This is a genomic window from Rhodococcus sp. PSi06, from assembly GCF_054960675.1.
The window spans coordinates 124,913-143,205 of sequence record NZ_JBHNYO010000006.1 but is presented as its reverse complement, the minus strand read 5'-3'; the positions used below and the strand labels follow the sequence as shown (position 1 = coordinate 143,205).

Sequence of the window (18,293 nt, the reverse complement as noted above, 5' to 3'; positions counted from 1 at the left end):
GTCGAGCCGTGACGTCGACGGCCGGGCTCGGCGTCGCACCCGGTGAGATCTTGACCTTGACGTAGCGTCAAGGTCCACACTGAACGCATGAGAATCGGATCTCTGGCGGAGGCCGTCGGAACGACGCCTCGAACAGTGCGTCACTACCACCGTCTCGGCTTGCTGGACGAGCCACGCCGTCTCCCCAACGGATACCGCGAATACACGATCGACGATGTGGTTCGTCTGATGAGAATCCGCTGGCTTGCCGACTGTGGGATGCCACTGGGCGAGATAGAGGCCGCACTCGACGAGTCCCCGCCGGGTGAGACCGATGTGGTCGCCGATCTCCGAGCGTTGCTGGACGGCATAGAACAGCAGCAGTCAGCGCTCGCGCGCAAGCACAGCCGCCTGTCGACTCTGCTCGACGACGCAATCCAGCATCGCCAGCTGACCGCACTCCCGCGCGAGCTGGCCGACGCCTTGACCGCCTTGATCGACGCGTCCGTCGAGACGGACCGAGAAGCGCTGATCAGAGAACGCGATCTGCTCGAGGTGATGGCGATATCGGGCACAGTCCCCGCATCGTTCTTCGAGACGGTGACTGCAACACTCGGTGATCACGACCTGCGTCGGAGATACCTCGCGCTACTCCGTGAATTCGGTGCCCTCGAAGGCCGAGATCCGGTCGAGGCCGAGAGCGATATCGACACGCTCGCAGCAGAACTGGCGTCCATGTTGGATCTCGATTCGCTGGCCCCGGGTCCACCCGAACCTGCTGTGAACACCGGTCGGATCGAATCGCTCGATATCGACGACATCCTGCCGGATCCGGCCCAACGCGCCGTGATCGTGCGCGCCACCGCGCGACTGCAGACCAGCATCCAACCGTCGACCGGTGGCACGCGATGACGGCCGACACTCCCGTCCAGCTCGGAAGGTCGCACGCGTTGCTGCTGTGGATCCGAGGTCGGTCGGCACCCGTTCCCGCACATTCGACGGTGTTCACTGCCCAGCGAGGAACGCTCGGACTACCCCTGATGTTCGGTGCGGCAACCGTGATCGAGATGGTCGTTCTACACCTGCTGATTCCGTGGCTGTGGCTCAGCGCCTTGGTCGCAGCACTGTCGGTCGCGTCACTGGTGTTGCTTGCGTCCTCGGTCGCCCTGGCTCGCGTGCACCCGCACATTCTCTCGCCGACGACACTCACTCTGCGAACCTCCGGGAAGGTCGTCGCGACGGTGGACCGAGCGAGCATTCTCGCGGCTCGAATCCACCGGCGCTACGGCGTCGTGTCGCCTGCTCTCGACGGCGGCCGCCTCGTCCTACCGAGCCAGGACGGCACCTCGGTCGATATCGAGCTGACCGGTGCGGTCGACGTGGCCCTTCCGGCACTCCTGCAGCGACAGCGGGTATCCGGCTGCGCGCACTCGTTCAGCGTTCAGGTGGACGATCCCGCTGCGCTGGTCGCCGAGCTCACCCGGCTCGCCGAGCCACCCGTGGTGCAGCGTTCCAGCAGCCGGACGGTGAACGACACCACCACCGACGCGAGCACGGCTCTCGATCCCTCCGAACTGTGACCAGGACCTCGAACCGGACTCCAGGAAGTGTTTCACCCCGTGTACACGTATTGTTTGCTCGGTATCGCACATCCGACCGAGTAGTCGATCGACAGCCGGAGCTATTTCTCCTTCATGCATGTACACCCGACCGACAGCACCTCGGCCACCGATTTCGCGGCACCGATCCAGGACGCCACCGTGTCGGTACCCGGCACACCGGCTCGGTCACCGCAACGACGAGATCTCAACGGCCTGCGCGGCGTCGCTATCGCCCTCGTCGTCGTGTTCCACATCTGGATGGGTCGCGTATCGGGAGGCGTCGACGTCTTCCTGACTCTCTCCGGGTTCTTCTTCACCGCATCCCTACTGCGTTCGGCCGAGGCCGGTGCAAGCCTGAATCCGATCACCCGCATCACGCGCGTGCTGCGCAGACTCGGTCCGCCGCTGCTGATCACGCTGCTCGCAGTAGCCGTCGCGTCGGTGTTCCTGCTGCCGCGCACCCGTTGGGCGGACCTGGGCGATCAACTCGTATCCGGTGTCTTCTACTACGTGAACTGGCAGCTGGCGACCACGGCGAACGACTACTTGGCGGCCGATCCCTCGGTGAGCCCCGTTCAGCATCTGTGGTCGGTCGCCGTGCAGTTCCAGTTCTATCTGTTCGCGATCGCCGTCGTGTTCGGCCTCGCGTTCATACGGCGTTCCATCCGCCCGGATGGACCGCGAAGTCTGCGCCCACGCACTTTTTCGGTGATCTTCACCGTGATCGCCGTGGTGTCCTTCGTCTACGCGGCAGACGGTGTCCGACGGCATCAGGCATGGAACTACTACGACACCGGCGCACGACTGTGGGAGATCATGCTCGGTGCCGCACTGGCGGCACTGCTCGCCGCGCGAACCAGCAGTATCGAGACCGCGGCCGAGCCTCGACGTGCTCGGCTGTCGTCGACCGCGCGCGGAGTCCTTGCGGCCCTCGGTATGACCGTGATCGTCCTGTGCGGTTTCGTCGTCGACGGCGTGACGGCGTTCCCAGGTCCGCTGGCTCTGATTCCGGTGCTCGCCACCCTTGCGTTGATCGTCTCCGGCTCCGAGACCGCCGTCGCGGCCACACTCTCGAACAGGTTCTTCGCCTGGGTCGGATCGATCGCATTCCCGCTGTATCTGTGGCACTGGCCGCTGCTGATCTTCTATCTCTCGGCCACCGGCAGATCGCATGCAGACGCAGTCGGTGGTCTCGGCATCATCGGGGCGTCGGTTGCACTGGCGTGGTTGACCGTGCGTCTGGTCGAGCGACCCGCGCAGTCGACCACGTTCACACCGGGACGCATCGCAGTCACGGCCTGCGCAGGGATCGCCGCGCTCGCCGTCACGGCCGGTTCGATCGGCTGGAACGTCTACATCGACCGCTCGATCACGGCTGTGCAAGCCGACGAATCGGTCGACGAACTGACTCACCCGGGCGCACTGGAACTGACCGACGGGGTTCGAGCCGAGCCGGCCGCCGTCAGACCCCCGCTGTACTCGGCACCCGAGGATCTCCCCATCAGCACCCTCGAAGGCTGCATCGCCGACTTCGAGACACGCGACGCGGTCTCGTGCACCTACGGCGACCTCGATGCGAGCCGAACCATCGTGCTGGCGGGCAGCTCGCACGCCGAGCATTGGCTGACCGCCCTCGACGCGCTCGGGATCCAGCACGGGTTCAAGGTCGTCACGTTCTTGAAGATGGGCTGCCCGCTGAGCGCCGACACGATGCCGATGCTCGGTGCCAACGAATATCCGGACTGTCTCGACTGGACGCAGACCGTGCTCGCCGACGTCGCCACGATGAATCCTGACTACGTCTTCACCACCAGTACGCGCCCGCGGGAGGACTTTCCCGGCGACTACACCCCCGCCTGGTACACCTCGGTGTGGCGGGAACTCGCCGCCGAGGGTGTCGGAATTCTCGGTATTCGGGACACCCCGTGGCTTGCGTATCGGGCGATCGATTGCCTGGCCGACGGCGGGGATGCCACGTCGTGCGGCATTCCCAGAGGCGAGGCACTCGACCCCGTCAATCCGGCGTTGGCGGCGTCGTTCCAGTTTCCCGGGTTCTCCTCTCTCGACCTGTCCGATGCCGTGTGCGACGACACTGTGTGCCGCGTCGAGCAGGGCAACGTCTTGATCTACCGTGACGAACACCATCTCACTGCAACCTATGTGCGAACCCTGACCACCGAACTCGGCCGGCAGGTCGGATCGGCTACCGGCTGGTGGGCCGGACCATGAGCAGAGCACCGCGCGCTCGGTAAGCCCAGGCCCATCCGCCACAGTAGGGTTGATACATGCTGCACGAACCCTCCGCCGACACGCCTGCCATTCCCGTATGGCCGGGATCCGCTTATCCGCTGGGAGCGACCTACGACGGAGCAGGAACCAACTTCGCCCTGTTCTCCGAGGTCGCAGAGGCAGTCGACCTGTGCCTGATCGCCGAGGACGGCACCGAGACTCGCATTCGTTTCGAGGAGTCGGACGGCTACGTCTGGCATGCCTATCTCCCCACCGTGGTTCCGGGCCAGCGTTACGGGTATCGCGTTCACGGGCCCTGGGATCCGGCCGCCGGACACCGTTGCGATCCCAGCAAGTTGCTGGTCGATCCGTACGGCAAAGCCTTCGAGGGTTCGTTCGACGGAGACCGATCCTTGTTCTCGTACAACATGGATGCTCCGGCTGTCGAGACCGAACCCGAGACCGTGATACCGACCGACGAGGTATCCACGGATCCACTCGAGGCCGAGGCCCCCTTCGAGGATGCTGCCGACCTCGCAGATCCCGACGAAGCCATCATCGACGACGCTCCCATCGCGCACGACGACGTTCCCAACGACGATTTCCCGCAACATGATTCGCTCGGACACACCATGACCACCGTGGTGATCAATCCGTTCTTCGATTGGCAGGCCGATCGCGCCCCCAAGCGCCCGTATCACGAAACAGTGATCTACGAGGCGCACGTCAAGGGCATGACGATCAACCATCCCGAGATTCCCGAGGCCGAGCGCGGCACGTACGCCGGCTTGGCGCATCCGGTGATCATCGACCACCTCAAGCATCTCGGCGTGACGGCGATCGAATTGATGCCGGTCCACCAGTTCATGCAGGATCAGGTTCTGTTGGACAAAGGTCTACGAAACTACTGGGGATACAACACATTCGGCTTCCTGGCCCCGCACGCGGAGTACTCCTCCCACCAGTCGCCCGGTGCTGCTGTGACGGAATTCAAGGCCATGGTTCGCGCATTCCACGCGGCGGACATCGAGGTGATTCTCGACGTGGTCTACAACCACACGGCCGAGGGAAACCACATGGGCCCGACGATCAGCTTCCGCGGTATCGACAACGCCGCGTACTACCGACTCGTCGACGGCGACCTCGAGCATTACATGGACTACACCGGTACCGGCAACAGTCTCAATGCGAGACATCCTCACACCCTCCAACTGATCATGGACTCGCTGCGTTACTGGGTCACCGAGATGCACGTCGACGGATTCCGCTTCGACCTGGCATCGACGCTGGCTCGCGAACTTCACGACGTCGATCGGCTCAGCGCGTTCTTCGATCTGGTTCAGCAGGACCCGATCGTCAGCCAGGTCAAGCTGATCGCCGAACCGTGGGACGTCGGTGAGGGCGGCTACCAGGTCGGTAACTTCCCCGGCCTGTGGACCGAATGGAACGGCAAGTACCGCGACACCGTGCGCGATTACTGGCGCGGCGAACCCGCAACACTCGGGGAGTTCGCGTCGAGACTGACCGGGTCGTCGGATCTCTACGAAGCCACCGGCCGTCGCCCGGGCGCGAGCATCAACTTCGTCATCGCGCACGACGGGTTCACCCTCAACGACCTGGTGTCCTACAACGACAAGCACAACGAGGCCAACGGCGAGGACAACAAAGACGGCGAGAGCCACAATCGCTCGTGGAACTGCGGCGTCGAAGGCCCGACGGACGACCCGGAAATTCTGGATCTACGTGCCCGTCAGATTCGCAACATCATGGCAACGTTGCTCCTCAGTCAGGGCACACCGATGATCGCGCACGGCGACGAGATGGCGCGAACTCAGCAGGGCAACAACAACGTCTACTGCCAGGATTCGGAACTGGCGTGGATGGACTGGTCGTTGGCCGAGACCAATGCCGAATTGATCGAGTTCACTCGCAACGCCATTGCGCTGCGAGCCGAGCACCCCGTCTTTCGTCGTCGTCGATTCTTCGAGGGCCGTCCCATCCGCACCGGCGAGCAGGCACGTGACATCGCCTGGCTGACGCCCGCAGGCGAAGAGATGACTCCCGAGGACTGGGACAGCGGCTTCGGCAAATCGCTCACCGTGTTCCTCAACGGCGAGGGAATTCCCGAACCGAACCAGCGCGGCGAGCGAGTGGTGGACGACTCGTTCCTGTTGTGCTTCAACGCACATCACGAAGCCCTCGAGTTCGTCACCCCGGACGGGAACTACGCCAAGGAATGGACGGTCGCCCTGGATACGGCCGCGCGCACAGGAGCGGGTGAGAAATCGATAGAAGCGGGTACACCGGTGGAAGTCACCGCCCGTTCCCTGCTCGTACTACGAAAGACTGCCTGACACATGCCGCTGCCCACCAGCACATACCGGTTACAACTGCGGGGCGATGCCTTCACCCTGGCCGACGCCTCCGACGTGGTCGACTACCTGCACGACCTCGGGGTAACCCACCTGTATCTGTCACCGATCCTGACTGCGACGGATGGCTCGACCCACGGATACGACGTCACCGTCACCGCCACCGTCTCGGCCGCTCTGGGGGGTCGAGAAGCGTTGTTACAATTGCATTCTCGTGCCTCCGAACGGGGCATGGGCATCATCGTCGACATCGTTCCCAACCACGTCGGCGTCGAGGACCCGCGTCAGAATGCGTGGTGGTGGGATGTGTTGGAACGTGGCCGCGACTCCGAGTACGCGACGTATTTCGACATCGATTTCGGGGCCGACAACGGTGTCGACGGCAAAATCGCCATTCCTGTCCTCGGTAGCGCAGACGACGTGGATGCGTTGACCGTCGACCGTTCCGAGGGACGCCCGCTGCTGGCGTTCTACGAGCACCGCTTTCCCATCGCCGACGGTACCGACGGCGACGACGCCCAAGCCGTGCACGACCGTCAGGCCTACCGCCTGGTGAGTTGGTCGGCCGGGCTGATCGGCTACCGACGCTTCTTCTCGGTGAACGGCCTGGCCGGGATTCGGCAGGAAGACCTCGACGTCTTCACCGACTCGCATCGCCAGGTTGCGAGCTGGATCGAAGACGGGCTGATAGACGGCCTCCGCGTCGATCACCCCGATGGTCTGGCCGATCCCGCTGGATATCTCACCGAACTACGCGGGCTGCTCGGTCCCGATCGCTGGCTGGTGATCGAGAAGATCCTGGCCGACGGTGAACCCCTCGACGAATCGCTTCCCGTCGACGGGACCACCGGATACGACGCGTTGGCCGCTGTGGGCGGGGTGTTCGTCGACCCGGACGGCGCACCGGCATTGACCGCACTCTCGCAGGTGCGCTCGGGCATTGCCTACGACGAAGAGACGCTGCACGAGACGGAGTTGGATCTCAAGACCGCTGTTGCACGCGGCGACCTGTCCCCCGAGGTGCGACGCCTGGCCCGCGCAGTCGTTCGGGAATCGGGCACCTCCACCGATCTCGAGTCCGTCATCGACGCCATCGTTGCTGTCGTCGCGGCCGTCCCGGTGTACCGAACCGACTACGCGCCGCTCGCCGGTGTGCTTCCGGGCGTGATCGCTGCCGTCGGCGAGGAGCAGCCGGAATTGGCCGGCGGTCTGACCGCGTTGGCCACTGCCCTCGTCACCGGTGCCGAATCGCCGGTCCGCTTCGACCAGGTGTGCGGGGCCGTCACGGCCAAGGGCGTCGAGGACTGCCTGTTCTACCGCGCCAACCGGTTGATCTCGCTGCAGGAGGTAGGCGGTGATCCTTCTCGGTTCGGTTGCAGCCCAGCGTACTTCCATGTGAAGAACGCCGACCGCGCGAAGCGCTGGCCCGCAGCGATGACCACACTGTCCACCCACGACACCAAACGCGGTGAAGACGTACGGGCACGGATAGGTGTGCTCTCGCAAACACCGGAACTGTGGGCCCGATGCATCACCGACTGGGAGGAATTGGCCCCCAGCCCGGACGGCACAACCGGAATGTTTTTGTGGCAGAACCTGTTCGGAGTCTGGCCGGTCGACGGGGTGGTCACCTCCACTCTCCGTGAACGTGTACATGCGTACGCCGAGAAGGCCATCCGCGAGGCCGCGCTTCGGACCACGTGGACCGATCCGGACGAAGAGTTCGAGACTGCCGTACATACCTGGCTCGACGCGATCTTCGATGGTCCCGTCGCTCGCTCGATGACGATGCTCGTCGAAAAGCTTTCTCCCCACGGCCGTTCCGACGCACTCGGACAGAAGTTGTTGACCCTCGCCGGTCCCGGTATCCCCGATGTCTATCAGGGCACCGAATTGTGGGAGGACTCGCTCGTCGACCCCGACAACCGCAGACCGGTCGACTACTCGGTCCGACGATCGATGCTGGCAGCCACCACCACCGGACCGCCGTCCGTGGACACCGGCGCGGCCAAGTTGGCCGTGGTTCGCTCCGCATTGCACGTACGACGCGAGCGGCCGGAGAGCTTCGTCGGCGGCACCTACACGCCCATCGTCGCGGTCGGATCCGCTGCCGAGCACCTCGTCGGCTTCGCGCGCGGCCCGGTTCCCGGCGCTGGCGACGTGATCGCATTGGCGACAAGACTGTCACTCGGCGTCTCCGAGAAGGGCTGGGGCGAGACAACGGTGACGCTGCCGGACGGCCGATGGCGCGATCGCATCACCGACGCCGAACACACGGGCACCGTCTCGGTGGCCGAAGTGTTGGCATCACTCCCGGTTGCACTTCTGGTGCGCGACAACGAAGGAGAGTCCGCGACATGACACCCTCGACCGCTACGTCTCCCGCCTCGTCACGCGAATTCGCCGTGTGGGCACCGTCCCCCGAGAAGGTGCGGTTGCAGCTGGACGACTCCATACACGACATGCAGCGATCCTCGGACGGCTGGTGGCGAGTGACGGTGGCTGCCGCGGCGGACAGTCGGTACGGATTCCTGATCGACGACGCCGAGAAAGCGCTGCCGGATCCACGCTCGCCTCGGCAACCCGACGGTGTGCACGAATTGTCCCAGGTGTTCGAGGTCGATCCGTCGCTGTGGACCGACTCGTCCTGGACCGGACGGCAACTTCCCGGTTCGTCGATCTACGAACTCCACATCGGCACCTTCACCCGTGAAGGAACGTTCGACGCGGCGATAGGCAAACTGGATCACCTCGTCGATCTGGGCGTGACGTTCATCGAGATCATGCCGGTGAACGGATTCAACGGGGTCCACAACTGGGGCTACGACGGCGTTCTCTGGTACACCGTTCACGAGGCGTACGGCGGGCCGGAAGGGTTGCAGCGCTTGGTCGATGCGTGCCACGGGCGCGGAATCGGTGTGGTGCTCGACGTGGTGTACAACCACCTCGGTCCATCCGGCAATTATCTCGAACGCTTCGGTCCGTACATGACCGAAGGGGCGAACAGCTGGGGCCAGGCGATCAATTACGCCGACGCAGACTCGGGCGAGGTGCGGCGGTACGCCCTGGACAACGCATTGCGCTGGTTCTCCGAATTCCACATCGACGCGTTACGCCTCGACGCGGTGCACGCGATCGTCGACCACACCGCAGTGCATCTGCTCGAACAGCTGTCGATCGAAACACGAAGCCTGTCCGCGCATGTGGGTCGGCCGTTGACGTTGATAGCCGAGAGCGACCTCAACGATCCTTCGCTCATCACGGCGCGGTCGGGTGGTGGCTACGGCCTCGACGCGCAATGGGACGACGACATCCATCACGCGATCCACGCGGCCGTTTCGGGTGAGCGGCAGGGATACTACGGCGATTTCGGCTCCCTGCAAGGGTTGGCGAACACGCTGCGGCAGGGGTTCTTTCACGCCGGAACGTACTCGAGCTTCCGCGGTCGAATACACGGTCGACCGTTGGATACGCGCCGAATTCCGGCCAGTTCTCTGGTGACGTACACGACCACTCACGATCAGGTCGGTAACCGGGCGATCGGTGACCGCCCCGGTTTCTACCTGTCCCCCGGCCAGCTGGCAATCAAAGCAGCGCTCGTTCTGACGTCGCCGTACACACCGATGCTGTTCATGGGCGAGGAATGGGGAGCATCGACACCGTTCCAGTTCTTCACCTCGCACCCCGAACCAGAACTCGGCAAGGCCACCGCAGAGGGGCGCAAAGCCGAATTCGCCGAGCACGGTTGGGACAAGAGCGACATCCCCGACCCACAGGATCCCGACACGTTCACGCGGTCGAAGTTGGACTGGTCCGAGCTGGGAACCGGAGATCACGCACGACTGCTGGCGGTGTACCGCGACCTGCTGGCCCTACGCCGAGACCGGACCGAGCTGACCGATCCCTGGCTCGATCATGTGAAGGTCGAGTACGACGAGGACGCCCACTGGATCGCGATTCGTCGCGGCCACCTGAGTGTGGTGTGCAATCTGTCCGACACCGCTGTGACGGTGCCGATCGGCGGCTCCCCACTGCTCGAGTGGGAGCCGACGACCTCGAACGACACCGGCTCGGCCACAACGGTTCCCGGTCACTCCTTCGCGGTGCTCGAATCCTGACGGTGTCGTAGATTCACCAGCACGAACACAGCGGTGACCGCCAGAACAACCGCGGTGGCGACGGCCGCAACGTGCATACCCGAGACGAACGCGGTGTGTGCGGAGTCCAGCAGGACCGTCGCCACCGAATCGGGTACCTCACGGGCGACCGCGTCCGCGCCGCCGAGAGTTTCGGCGGCTCTGGCACCGAGTTCGGGTGTGAGCTGCGAGGTGTCGATCCCGCGTCGGAAGATCGCCATGACTACGGTGCCGAGGATCGCGACTCCCAGCGCGATACCCAGCTCGTACGCGGTTTCCGACACGGCGGACGCGGCTCCGGCTCGCTCGGGTTCGACGGCGCTGACCACCAGATCGGACGTCAGGGTCAGCGCGAAACCGACGCCGGCACCCACCAGCACGAAGCCCGCGATGAACAGAGTGGGACTGCTGTCCGTTCCGAGACCGACGAGAACTCCTGCGCCCGCGGCGGCCGCGAACATACCCGCACCGAGCACCGTGCCGACGGAGACGTACCGAACGAACACCGCGGCGAGCAGCGAGGTCAGGATGCTGGCGGCCGTGCCCGGCAGCAGCAGCAAACCGGCCTCGAGCGGGCTGCTACCGAGCACGAGCTGTAGGTACTGCGAGCCGAAGAACAACACGCCGGCGAGGGCGAAAACGGACAGGAAGTTAGTCGCCACGCCCGTCGAGAACGCACGATTGGCGAACAGCCGAACATCGATCATCGGGGCGTCCAGAGTCCGCTGCCGCCGGATGAACAACACGCCGGCGATGACCCCGACGATCGCCGACACCACGTAGGCCGGATGGACACCGTGTGCGGCGATTTCCTTGACGGCGAAGACCATCGGCACGATGGCGAGCATCGACAGCGCCGAGCTGGGCAGATCGAACCGACCCGGGTTCGGATCCTTGGACTCGGGAATCACGACCGGACCCAGTGCAATCAGCGCGATCATGACCGGAATGTTGATCAGAAACACCGAGCCCCACCAGAAGTGCTCGAGGAGGTAGCCGCCCACCAAAGGGCCGGCGGCCGCACCACCGCCTGCCATCGCACCCCAGACGCCGATCGCGGCCACCCGCTGGCGCGGGTCGAGGAAGATCGTACGAATCAACCCGAGTGTTGCGGGCATCAGCGTCGCACCGGAAATGCCCTGCAGCACCCGAGCCGCGATGAGCATCTCCGCGCTGGTCGACACCGCTGCGACGAGAGAGGCGATACCGAAGCCCACAGCTCCGATCAGCAGCAGCCTGCGACGACCGATGCGGTCGCCGAGCGTGCCCATCGTGATGAGCAGTCCGGCGAGCACGAACGAGTACACATCGATGATCCACAGCAATTGATTGCTCGTCGGAGCCAGATCGGCGCTGATGAACGGCAAGGCCAGATCGAGCACCGTTCCGTCGACCGCAATCAGAAGCACGGCGAACGCGAGCACCACCAGCCCGATCCAGTCCCGGGTGGTAGCCCTGGGGGCAGATCCGCCGTCGATCTCGTGCACCGCTCCGGTACGCACGTCAGTCACCATGTCTCCGTTTCACAGGCCCGGCTCGACGCCGAGCATGATTCCGATACCAACCGTCCAGCCGGTACAGCTCTTGACGTTACCGCGAACCGTCCAGCCGGTAAAGTGAGTTGTATGTCATCGGACACTCGCGACCGAATTCTCGACGCGCTCGAGACCATTCTGCTTCAACACGGCATGACGAAAGTCACCCTGGACAGCGTCGCCGCGGCTGCTGGAGTCTCGAAGGGCGGTTTGCTGTATCACTTCAGGACCAAGGACGCTCTTGTTGCTGCCATGGTTCGACGGCTCGCCGTCGAAGCCGATCAGCAGCGCGCCCGCGCAGGCGAAGGTGGCACCTCGGTAGCAGAGTGGTACCTGCAACCACCCGATTGCATTTCGGAGAAGGAAATTGCGCTGTATCGCTCGACGTTGGCGGCACTGCGCAGCATCGACGGCAACTCGGGCGAGGTACAAGACGCCGTCACGGACATGATGCAGCAGTGGGACGAGGGACTGCGAACGGAAATCGACGATCCGGTGCAGGCCGAGATCATCCGACTCGTCGGCGACGGAATCTACCTCGGGGCCGTCCTCGACCTGCCCGCCGTCGACCCCGAGTTACACAGACAAGTCGTCGACCGTTTGCTCGGCCGATAGATGATCTCGGTGGATCAGGTCAGGTAGCGGTACACCGGAGAGTCGGGTTCGAGCTGCTCGACGTGCAGATGCGAATCGCGCATCCGTTCGAGCAACGGGTCGAGCCCGCTCGCTGCCCCGAGTTCGATACCGACCAACGCGGCACCGGTTTCGCGGTTGTTGCGCTTGACGTACTCGAACAACGTGACGTCGTCCTCCGGCCCGAGCACCTCGTCGAGGAAACGACGCAGTGCGCCCGGCTCCTGCGGAAAGTCCACGAGGAAGTAGTGCTTGAGGCCGAGGTGAACGAGCGAACGCTCGAGAATTTCGCCGTACCGTGAGACATCGTTGTTCCCGCCGGACACCAAGCACACAACGGTACTTCCGGGCGCGATGTCGAGGTGATCCAACGCGCCCACCGCGAGCGCGCCGGCAGGCTCGGCGATGACGCCTTCGTTCTGGTAGAGCGCCAACATCGCGGTACAGACGGCACCCTCGTCGAGCTGCGTGATCAGAAACGCTCCCGGCTCATCGCCGTCGAGGACCGGCGCGGCTTTCGAGGGTACGGAAGCGTGCAATACAACCGTTGCACCCAAGGACGTCAAGGCCGCGTACGGAACGTCACCGATGCGCCGGACCGCTGCGCCGTCCACGAACGGATCGATGTCCGCCAGCGTCACCGGCTCGCCGGCGATCAACGCCGCGGTCATCGACGCAGCGCCCGAGGGCTCGACGCCGACCAACGACGTTTGCGGAGCCCGCTCACGCAGGTAACTGGAAATTCCCGCGATGCAGCCACCCCCGCCCACGGGCATCACCACGAGATCGGGAGCCCGGCCGAGCTGATCGACGATTTCCTTCGCAATAGTGCCCTGGCCCGCCACCGTGCGCGGATCGTCGAACGGGGGAACCATGGTGGCACCGGTACGGGCCACGTCCTCGGCAGCCGCCGCAGCCGCCGCGTCGAACGTGTCGCCGATGACGATGAGCTCGACGAACTCACCTCCGTGCACCCTGATTCGGTCGCGTTTCTGCTTGGGGGTGTTCGCCGGAACGTAGATCCGGCCCCGCACCTGCATGGACCGACACGCGAACGCCACACCCTGGGCGTGGTTACCGGCACTCGCAGTGACCACGCCGACGCGGCGTTCGGCATCGGTCAACTGATCCATCAGGTTGTACGCGCCGCGGATCTTGTACGAGCGAACGATCTGCAGGTCTTCGCGTTTGAGGTACACCGTCGCGCCCGTTTCCGCCGACAGTCGCTCGCACAACTGAAGGGGTGTCGAGGCGACCACCGAGGAAATTCGCATCGCGGCCGCATCGATGTCGGCAGCGGTGACGGCTACCGACGACGGGCGCTGGGAGGCGAGCTCAGGTGATGAAGACACCAGGACATGCTGCCACCAGCGTGGAACGGTCACCCACTCGGGACCGTTCCACGAGCCGACGGTTCTCTGTCAGGCGCGGCTGAGGACGAAGACCGGGATCTCGCGGTCTGTCTTCTTCTGGTACTCCGCGTAATCGGGGTAGGCCGCGACCGAGCGCTCCCACCACACGGCCTTCTCGTCGCCGGTCACTTCACGCGCGACGTAGTCGTGCTTCTCGGTGCCGTCCTGCAACTCGACGAGCGGCTCGGCTTTGACGTTGTGGTACCAGACGGGGTGTTTGGGTGCACCGCCCAGCGAGGCGACGATGGCGTACTCGCCGTCGTGCTCGACCTTCATCAACGGCGACTTGCGGAGCTTGCCGCTCTTGTTGCCCTTGGTCGTCAGCAGTACGACCGGCATGCCGTTCATCTCCGTACCTTCGGTTCCGCCGGAGTTCTCGTACAGCTCGGCCTGCTTGCGGGCCCAGTCGGATGAACTCGGTTCGTATTCTCCTGTCAATGGCATGTTTTCAGTCAACACCTCTCGCGGATCCGACGCCACGCTATCGACCACATTGCCTGGTCCGGACGCCAAGTTCGGTGGACCGAATCTTCCCGTGGGTATAGTCTGAACTTCGCCCGCCGGGTAGCCGAACCGCTACTGCACCGGGCGCAGCAGAGGAGAACGCGATGACCGTCACGAACACTCGGGTGAGCCATCGATCCAGCGCTGCCCTGCGCAGCGTCGATGTCGCAGGCATCGCGTGGCCGGCCTACAAACTCGAAGCTCTCGGGCTGGGTTCACTCGTGTTCGTCGCCATGCTCGTCGTCGCCGGCTCGCTGCACGCCGCGGTACTCGCCGGTGCCGCAATTGCCGTCGCGGCCTGGTGGACATTGCGCCTCACCGAGCTGTACCCATCCGCGCCTGCGTCACCCCGTCAGGCAGCCGGGCCCCAGTAGCGCCTTCAGGTCCCCCATCAACGCCGACGTCGGCGTGACACGCAGGCTGTCGTCCAGCTTCATCGTGGTGATCTTGTCGCCGCTCACCAAACGAAGGTGGACATCCGACGTTCCGGGGTGACTGGACAGGACTCGTTTGAGGGCACCGACCTTGTCCACGGTGCACAGCCGCGTCGGCAGACTGACCGCAAGAGGCTTGTCGATCCCGACCATCGACAGATCGGGTACCGCCAGATCGTTGGCGATGAGTGAGACCCGATCGTCACGCACCGATACCCGACCCTTGACCAGCACCACCGAGTCCTCGGTGACGTCGGCACCGAACACCGAGTACGCCTGCGGGAAGAACAGCACCTCGATTCCACCGGCCAGATCCTCGAGCTGAGCCGACGCCCACGTCAGACCGTTCTTATTGATTCGGCGGTTGACCGAGGCCAGAATTCCGCCGACGGTGACCTGAGTGCCGTCCTTGATGTCGCCTTCGAGAATGGTCGGAATGTTGCAGTCGGACTTCGCGGCCAACATGTGTTCGACGCCCAGAAGCGGGTGGCCCGAGACGTAGAGGCCGAGCATCTCGCGTTCGAGAGCGAGCCGGTGCTTGGATTCCCACTCCTCGTCCGGCACCCGAACGTTGAACACGGCGGAGATGGACTCGTCTGCATCCTCACCGCCGAACAGATCGAACTGTCCGATTGCCTCGGCTTTCTTGGTGCCCATCACCGCGTCGATCGCGTCGGCGTGAATGAGCATCAGACCCTTGCGTGGATGATCGAGTGAGTCGAAAGCGCCTGCCTTGATGAGGGATTCGGTGACCTTCTTGCTGCACGCGATGGCGTCGATCTTGCCAAGGTAATCCGAGAAATCGGTGTACTTCGACTTCTCCGACCGAGCCCTGATGATCGACGCGACCACGTTGGTGCCCACGTTGCGCACCGCGCCGAGGCCGAACCTGATGTCCTTGCCGACCGACGCGAAGTTCAGTTCGGATTCGTTGACGTCGGGCGGCAGCACGGTGATGCCGAGCTTGCGGCAGTCGGCGAGATAGATAGCGGCCTTGTCCTTGTCGTCACCGACGCTGGTGAGCAGGCCGGCCATGTACTCGGCCGGGTAGTTCGCCTTGAGATACGCCGTCCAGTACGACACCAGGCCGTATCCGGCCGAGTGCGACTTGTTGAACGCGTAGCCGGCGAACGGCAGCACGGTGTCCCACAGCGCCTTGATCGCGGCCTCGGAGAAGCCGTTGTCCAACATGCCCTGCCGGAACCCGGCGTACGCCTTCTCGAGCTCGGAGAGCTTCTTCTTACCCATGGCGCGACGCAGCAGGTCGGCCTGGCCAAGGGTGTACCCGGCGACCTTCTGCGCGAGCTGCATGATCTGCTCCTGGTAGACCACCAGGCCGTACGTCTCGCCGAGAATCACCTTCAGTGGCTCTTCGAGCTCGGGGTGAATCGGCTTGACCTCTTGCCGCCCGTTCTTGCGGTCGGCATAGTCGTTGTGCGAGTTCATGCCCATCGGACCCGGGCGGTACAGAGCGAGCACGGCGACGATGTCCTCGAAGCCGGTGGGTTGCATGCGGCGCAGCAGATCTCGCATGGCGCTTCCGTCGAGCTGGAACACGCCGAGTGTGTCGCCGCGAGACAGCAGATCGAACGTGGCCGGATCGTCGAGCGGCAGTGCGTCGAGATCGATGTCGATTCCGCGGTTGGCCTTGATGTTGTCGATCGCGTCGCCGATGACGGTGAGGTTGCGCAGACCGAGGAAGTCCATCTTGAGCAGGCCGATGGCCTCGCACGACGGGTAGTCCCAGCCGGTGATGATCGCACCGTCCTGCGCACGCTTCCACACCGGAATGGCATCGGTGAGCGGCTCCGAGGACATGATGACCGCGCAGGCATGCACGCCGGCGTTACGGATCAGGCCTTCGAGTCCCTTGGCCGTCTTGTAGATCGTGGCGACGTCGGGATTGGAATCGATGAGCGCTCGAACCTCGACGGCCTCCTTGTAGCGCTCGTGCGCCGGATCGGTGATGCCGGCAACCGAGATGTCCTTGGCCATGATGGGCGGCGGCAGAGCCTTGGTGATCTGATCGGCGATGCCGAAGCCCGGCTGACCGAACTGCACCCTCGCCGAGTCCTTGATCGCCGCTTTGGTCTTGATGGTGCCGAAAGTGATCACCTGAGCAACGCGGTCGCTGCCCCATTTCTCGGTGGCGTAGCGAACCATTTCGCCGCGGCGACGATCGTCGAAGTCGATATCGATATCGGGCATCGACACGCGCTCGGGGTTGAGGAATCGCTCGAACAGCAGACCGTGCGGCAGCGGATCGATGTTGGTGATACCCATGGCGTAGGCCACCAGCGATCCGGCCGCCGAGCCACGGCCCGGTCCGACCCGGATCCCAACGGCCTTGGCGTGGTTGATCAGGTCGCCGACCACCAGGAAGTACGCCGGAAAGCCCATCTCCAGGATGACCTTGATCTCGTACTCGGCCCGCGCAAGGTAATCCTCGGCCGGGCCGTCGGGGAATCGGCGCTCGAGCCCGGTCATGACCTCGTGGCGCAGCCAGGTGCCCTGCGTGTGTCCCTCGGGAACCGGGAAGATGGGCATCCGGTCTCGGTGCGCCCACACCTCGTCGTAGGGCTGGACTCGCTCGGCGATGAGCAGAGTGCTGTCGCAGGCACCGGGCACCTGGTCGTCCCACAGTGCGCGCATCTCGGCGGCCGACTTCAGGTAGTAACCGTCGCCGTCGAACTTGAAGCGAGTGGGGTCACTGAGAGTCTTACCGGTCTGAATGCACAGCAGCGCCTCGTGGTTCTCGGCGGCATCTTTGGTGACGTAATGGCAGTCGTTGGTGGCCAGCGGCGGGATGGAGAGCTTCTTGCCGATATCGAGCAGACCCTCACGGACGCGTCGCTCGATGGACAGACCGTGGTCCATCAACTCGAGGAAGAAGTTGTCCGGCCCCCAGATCTCCTGCCACTTGGCCGCAGCTTCGAGTGCTTCACGGTCCTGGCCCAGGCGTAGCCGCGTCTGAACCTCACCGGACGGACACCCGGTGGTGGCGATGATGCCCTCCGCGTGCGACGCAATGATCTCCTCGTCCATGCGCGCCCATTTACCGAGTTGACCTTCGATCGACGCAAGCGAGGACAACTTGAACAGGTTCCGGACGCCGGTGGCGTTCTCGGCGACCATCGTCATGTGCGTGTACGCACCACTACCGGAGACGTCGTCGGACTTCTGGCTGCGATCGCCCCACAGCACGCGCTTCTTGTTGAACCTGGACTCCGGCGCGATGTAGGCCTCGATGCCGATGATCGGTTTGATACCGGCCTTCTTGGCCTCGTTGTAGAACTCGCTGGCTCCGTACATGTTGCCGTGGTCGGTCATGCCGACCGCCGTCATCTCCAACCGCGCCGCCTCGGCGAACATTGCCCCGATCTTGGCGGCACCGTCGAGCATCGAATATTCGGTGTGGTTGTGCAGATGAACGAACGAATCGGCCACGAAGGTTCTCT

General features: G+C 64.2%; 12 protein-coding genes. 8 read left to right on the top strand and 4 right to left on the bottom strand.

From position 1 onward, the window contains the following. Positions 1-87: 87 nt before the first annotated feature. The 6 genes from ACFI9K_RS10100 to treZ all read left to right on the top strand — a co-directional run bounded on the left by ACFI9K_RS10100 (position 88) and on the right by treZ (position 10,299). A complete protein-coding gene (locus tag ACFI9K_RS10100; protein ID WP_462663367.1) occupies positions 88-891 on the top strand; it encodes a helix-turn-helix domain-containing protein in 804 nt (267 codons plus the stop codon). After that, positions 888-1,559: a hypothetical protein gene (locus ACFI9K_RS10095; protein ID WP_462663366.1), complete on the top strand. Its 672-nt coding sequence runs from the start codon at positions 888-890 to the stop codon at positions 1,557-1,559. Before ACFI9K_RS10100 ends, ACFI9K_RS10095 begins: the two co-directional genes overlap by 4 nt. Before the next feature lie 114 nt (positions 1,560-1,673). Further along, positions 1,674-3,809, top strand: coding sequence for an acyltransferase family protein (locus tag ACFI9K_RS10090; protein WP_462663365.1), 2,136 nt, complete (start codon positions 1,674-1,676; stop codon positions 3,807-3,809). A gap of 56 nt (positions 3,810-3,865) precedes the next feature. Further along, positions 3,866-6,163 (top strand): glycogen debranching protein GlgX, encoded by a 2,298-nt coding sequence (glgX, locus tag ACFI9K_RS10085; protein ID WP_462663364.1) that lies wholly within the window; start codon positions 3,866-3,868, stop codon positions 6,161-6,163. A 3-nt stretch (positions 6,164-6,166) separates the two neighbouring features. Next, positions 6,167-8,542, top strand: a complete 2,376-nt coding sequence (treY, locus tag ACFI9K_RS10080) for a malto-oligosyltrehalose synthase (protein WP_462663363.1) — start codon at positions 6,167-6,169, stop codon at positions 8,540-8,542. Then, the gene (treZ, locus tag ACFI9K_RS10075; protein WP_462663362.1) at positions 8,539-10,299 is read left to right on the top strand and encodes a malto-oligosyltrehalose trehalohydrolase; all 1,761 of its coding nucleotides are present in this window, start codon (positions 8,539-8,541) and stop codon (positions 10,297-10,299) included. Before treY ends, treZ begins: the two co-directional genes overlap by 4 nt. Here the strand turns inward: treZ and ACFI9K_RS10070 are convergent. Further along, positions 10,272-11,828, bottom strand: coding sequence for an MFS transporter (locus ACFI9K_RS10070; RefSeq protein ID WP_462663361.1), 1,557 nt, complete (start codon positions 11,826-11,828; stop codon positions 10,272-10,274). The genes treZ and ACFI9K_RS10070 overlap by 28 nt on opposite strands. A gap of 114 nt (positions 11,829-11,942) precedes the next feature. Here ACFI9K_RS10070 and ACFI9K_RS10065 point away from each other — a divergent pair, with 114 nt between their 5' ends. Beyond that, positions 11,943-12,467 carry a TetR/AcrR family transcriptional regulator gene (locus ACFI9K_RS10065; protein ID WP_462663360.1) on the top strand — a complete coding sequence of 175 codons (525 nt, stop codon included), beginning with the start codon at positions 11,943-11,945 and terminating at the stop codon, positions 12,465-12,467. A gap of 14 nt (positions 12,468-12,481) precedes the next feature. On the opposite strand, the gene ilvA is transcribed toward ACFI9K_RS10065, so the two are convergent. Beyond that, the gene (gene ilvA / locus ACFI9K_RS10060; RefSeq protein ID WP_462663359.1) at positions 12,482-13,837 is read right to left on the bottom strand and encodes a threonine ammonia-lyase IlvA; all 1,356 of its coding nucleotides are present in this window, start codon (positions 13,835-13,837) and stop codon (positions 12,482-12,484) included. A gap of 69 nt (positions 13,838-13,906) precedes the next feature. After that, the gene (locus tag ACFI9K_RS10055) at positions 13,907-14,341 is read right to left on the bottom strand and encodes a nitroreductase family deazaflavin-dependent oxidoreductase (RefSeq protein WP_462663358.1); all 435 of its coding nucleotides are present in this window, start codon (positions 14,339-14,341) and stop codon (positions 13,907-13,909) included. 164 nt (positions 14,342-14,505) lie between these two features. On the opposite strand from ACFI9K_RS10055, the gene ACFI9K_RS10050 reads away from it, so the two are divergent. Next, entirely contained in the window at positions 14,506-14,775 is a 270-nt protein-coding gene (locus tag ACFI9K_RS10050) for a hypothetical protein (RefSeq protein ID WP_462663357.1), read from the top strand. On the opposite strand, the gene dnaE is transcribed toward ACFI9K_RS10050, so the two are convergent. Then, positions 14,746-18,282, bottom strand: a complete 3,537-nt coding sequence (gene dnaE, locus ACFI9K_RS10045; RefSeq protein ID WP_462663356.1) for a DNA polymerase III subunit alpha — start codon at positions 18,280-18,282, stop codon at positions 14,746-14,748. The genes ACFI9K_RS10050 and dnaE overlap by 30 nt on opposite strands. Positions 18,283-18,293: the final 11 nt, after the last annotated feature.

Coding starts and splice junctions, on each gene's coding strand:
- ACFI9K_RS10100 (WP_462663367.1), top strand. CDS start 88: ATGAGAATCGGATCTCTGGCGGAGGCCGTCGGAACGACGCCTCGAACA.
- ACFI9K_RS10095 (WP_462663366.1), top strand. CDS start 888: ATGACGGCCGACACTCCCGTCCAGCTCGGAAGGTCGCACGCGTTGCTG.
- ACFI9K_RS10090 (WP_462663365.1), top strand. CDS start 1,674: ATGCATGTACACCCGACCGACAGCACCTCGGCCACCGATTTCGCGGCA.
- glgX (WP_462663364.1), top strand. CDS start 3,866: ATGCTGCACGAACCCTCCGCCGACACGCCTGCCATTCCCGTATGGCCG.
- treY (WP_462663363.1), top strand. CDS start 6,167: ATGCCGCTGCCCACCAGCACATACCGGTTACAACTGCGGGGCGATGCC.
- treZ (WP_462663362.1), top strand. CDS start 8,539: ATGACACCCTCGACCGCTACGTCTCCCGCCTCGTCACGCGAATTCGCC.
- ACFI9K_RS10065 (WP_462663360.1), top strand. CDS start 11,943: ATGTCATCGGACACTCGCGACCGAATTCTCGACGCGCTCGAGACCATT.
- ACFI9K_RS10055 (WP_462663358.1), bottom strand. CDS start 14,341: ATGCCATTGACAGGAGAATACGAACCGAGTTCATCCGACTGGGCCCGC.
- ACFI9K_RS10050 (WP_462663357.1), top strand. CDS start 14,506: ATGACCGTCACGAACACTCGGGTGAGCCATCGATCCAGCGCTGCCCTG.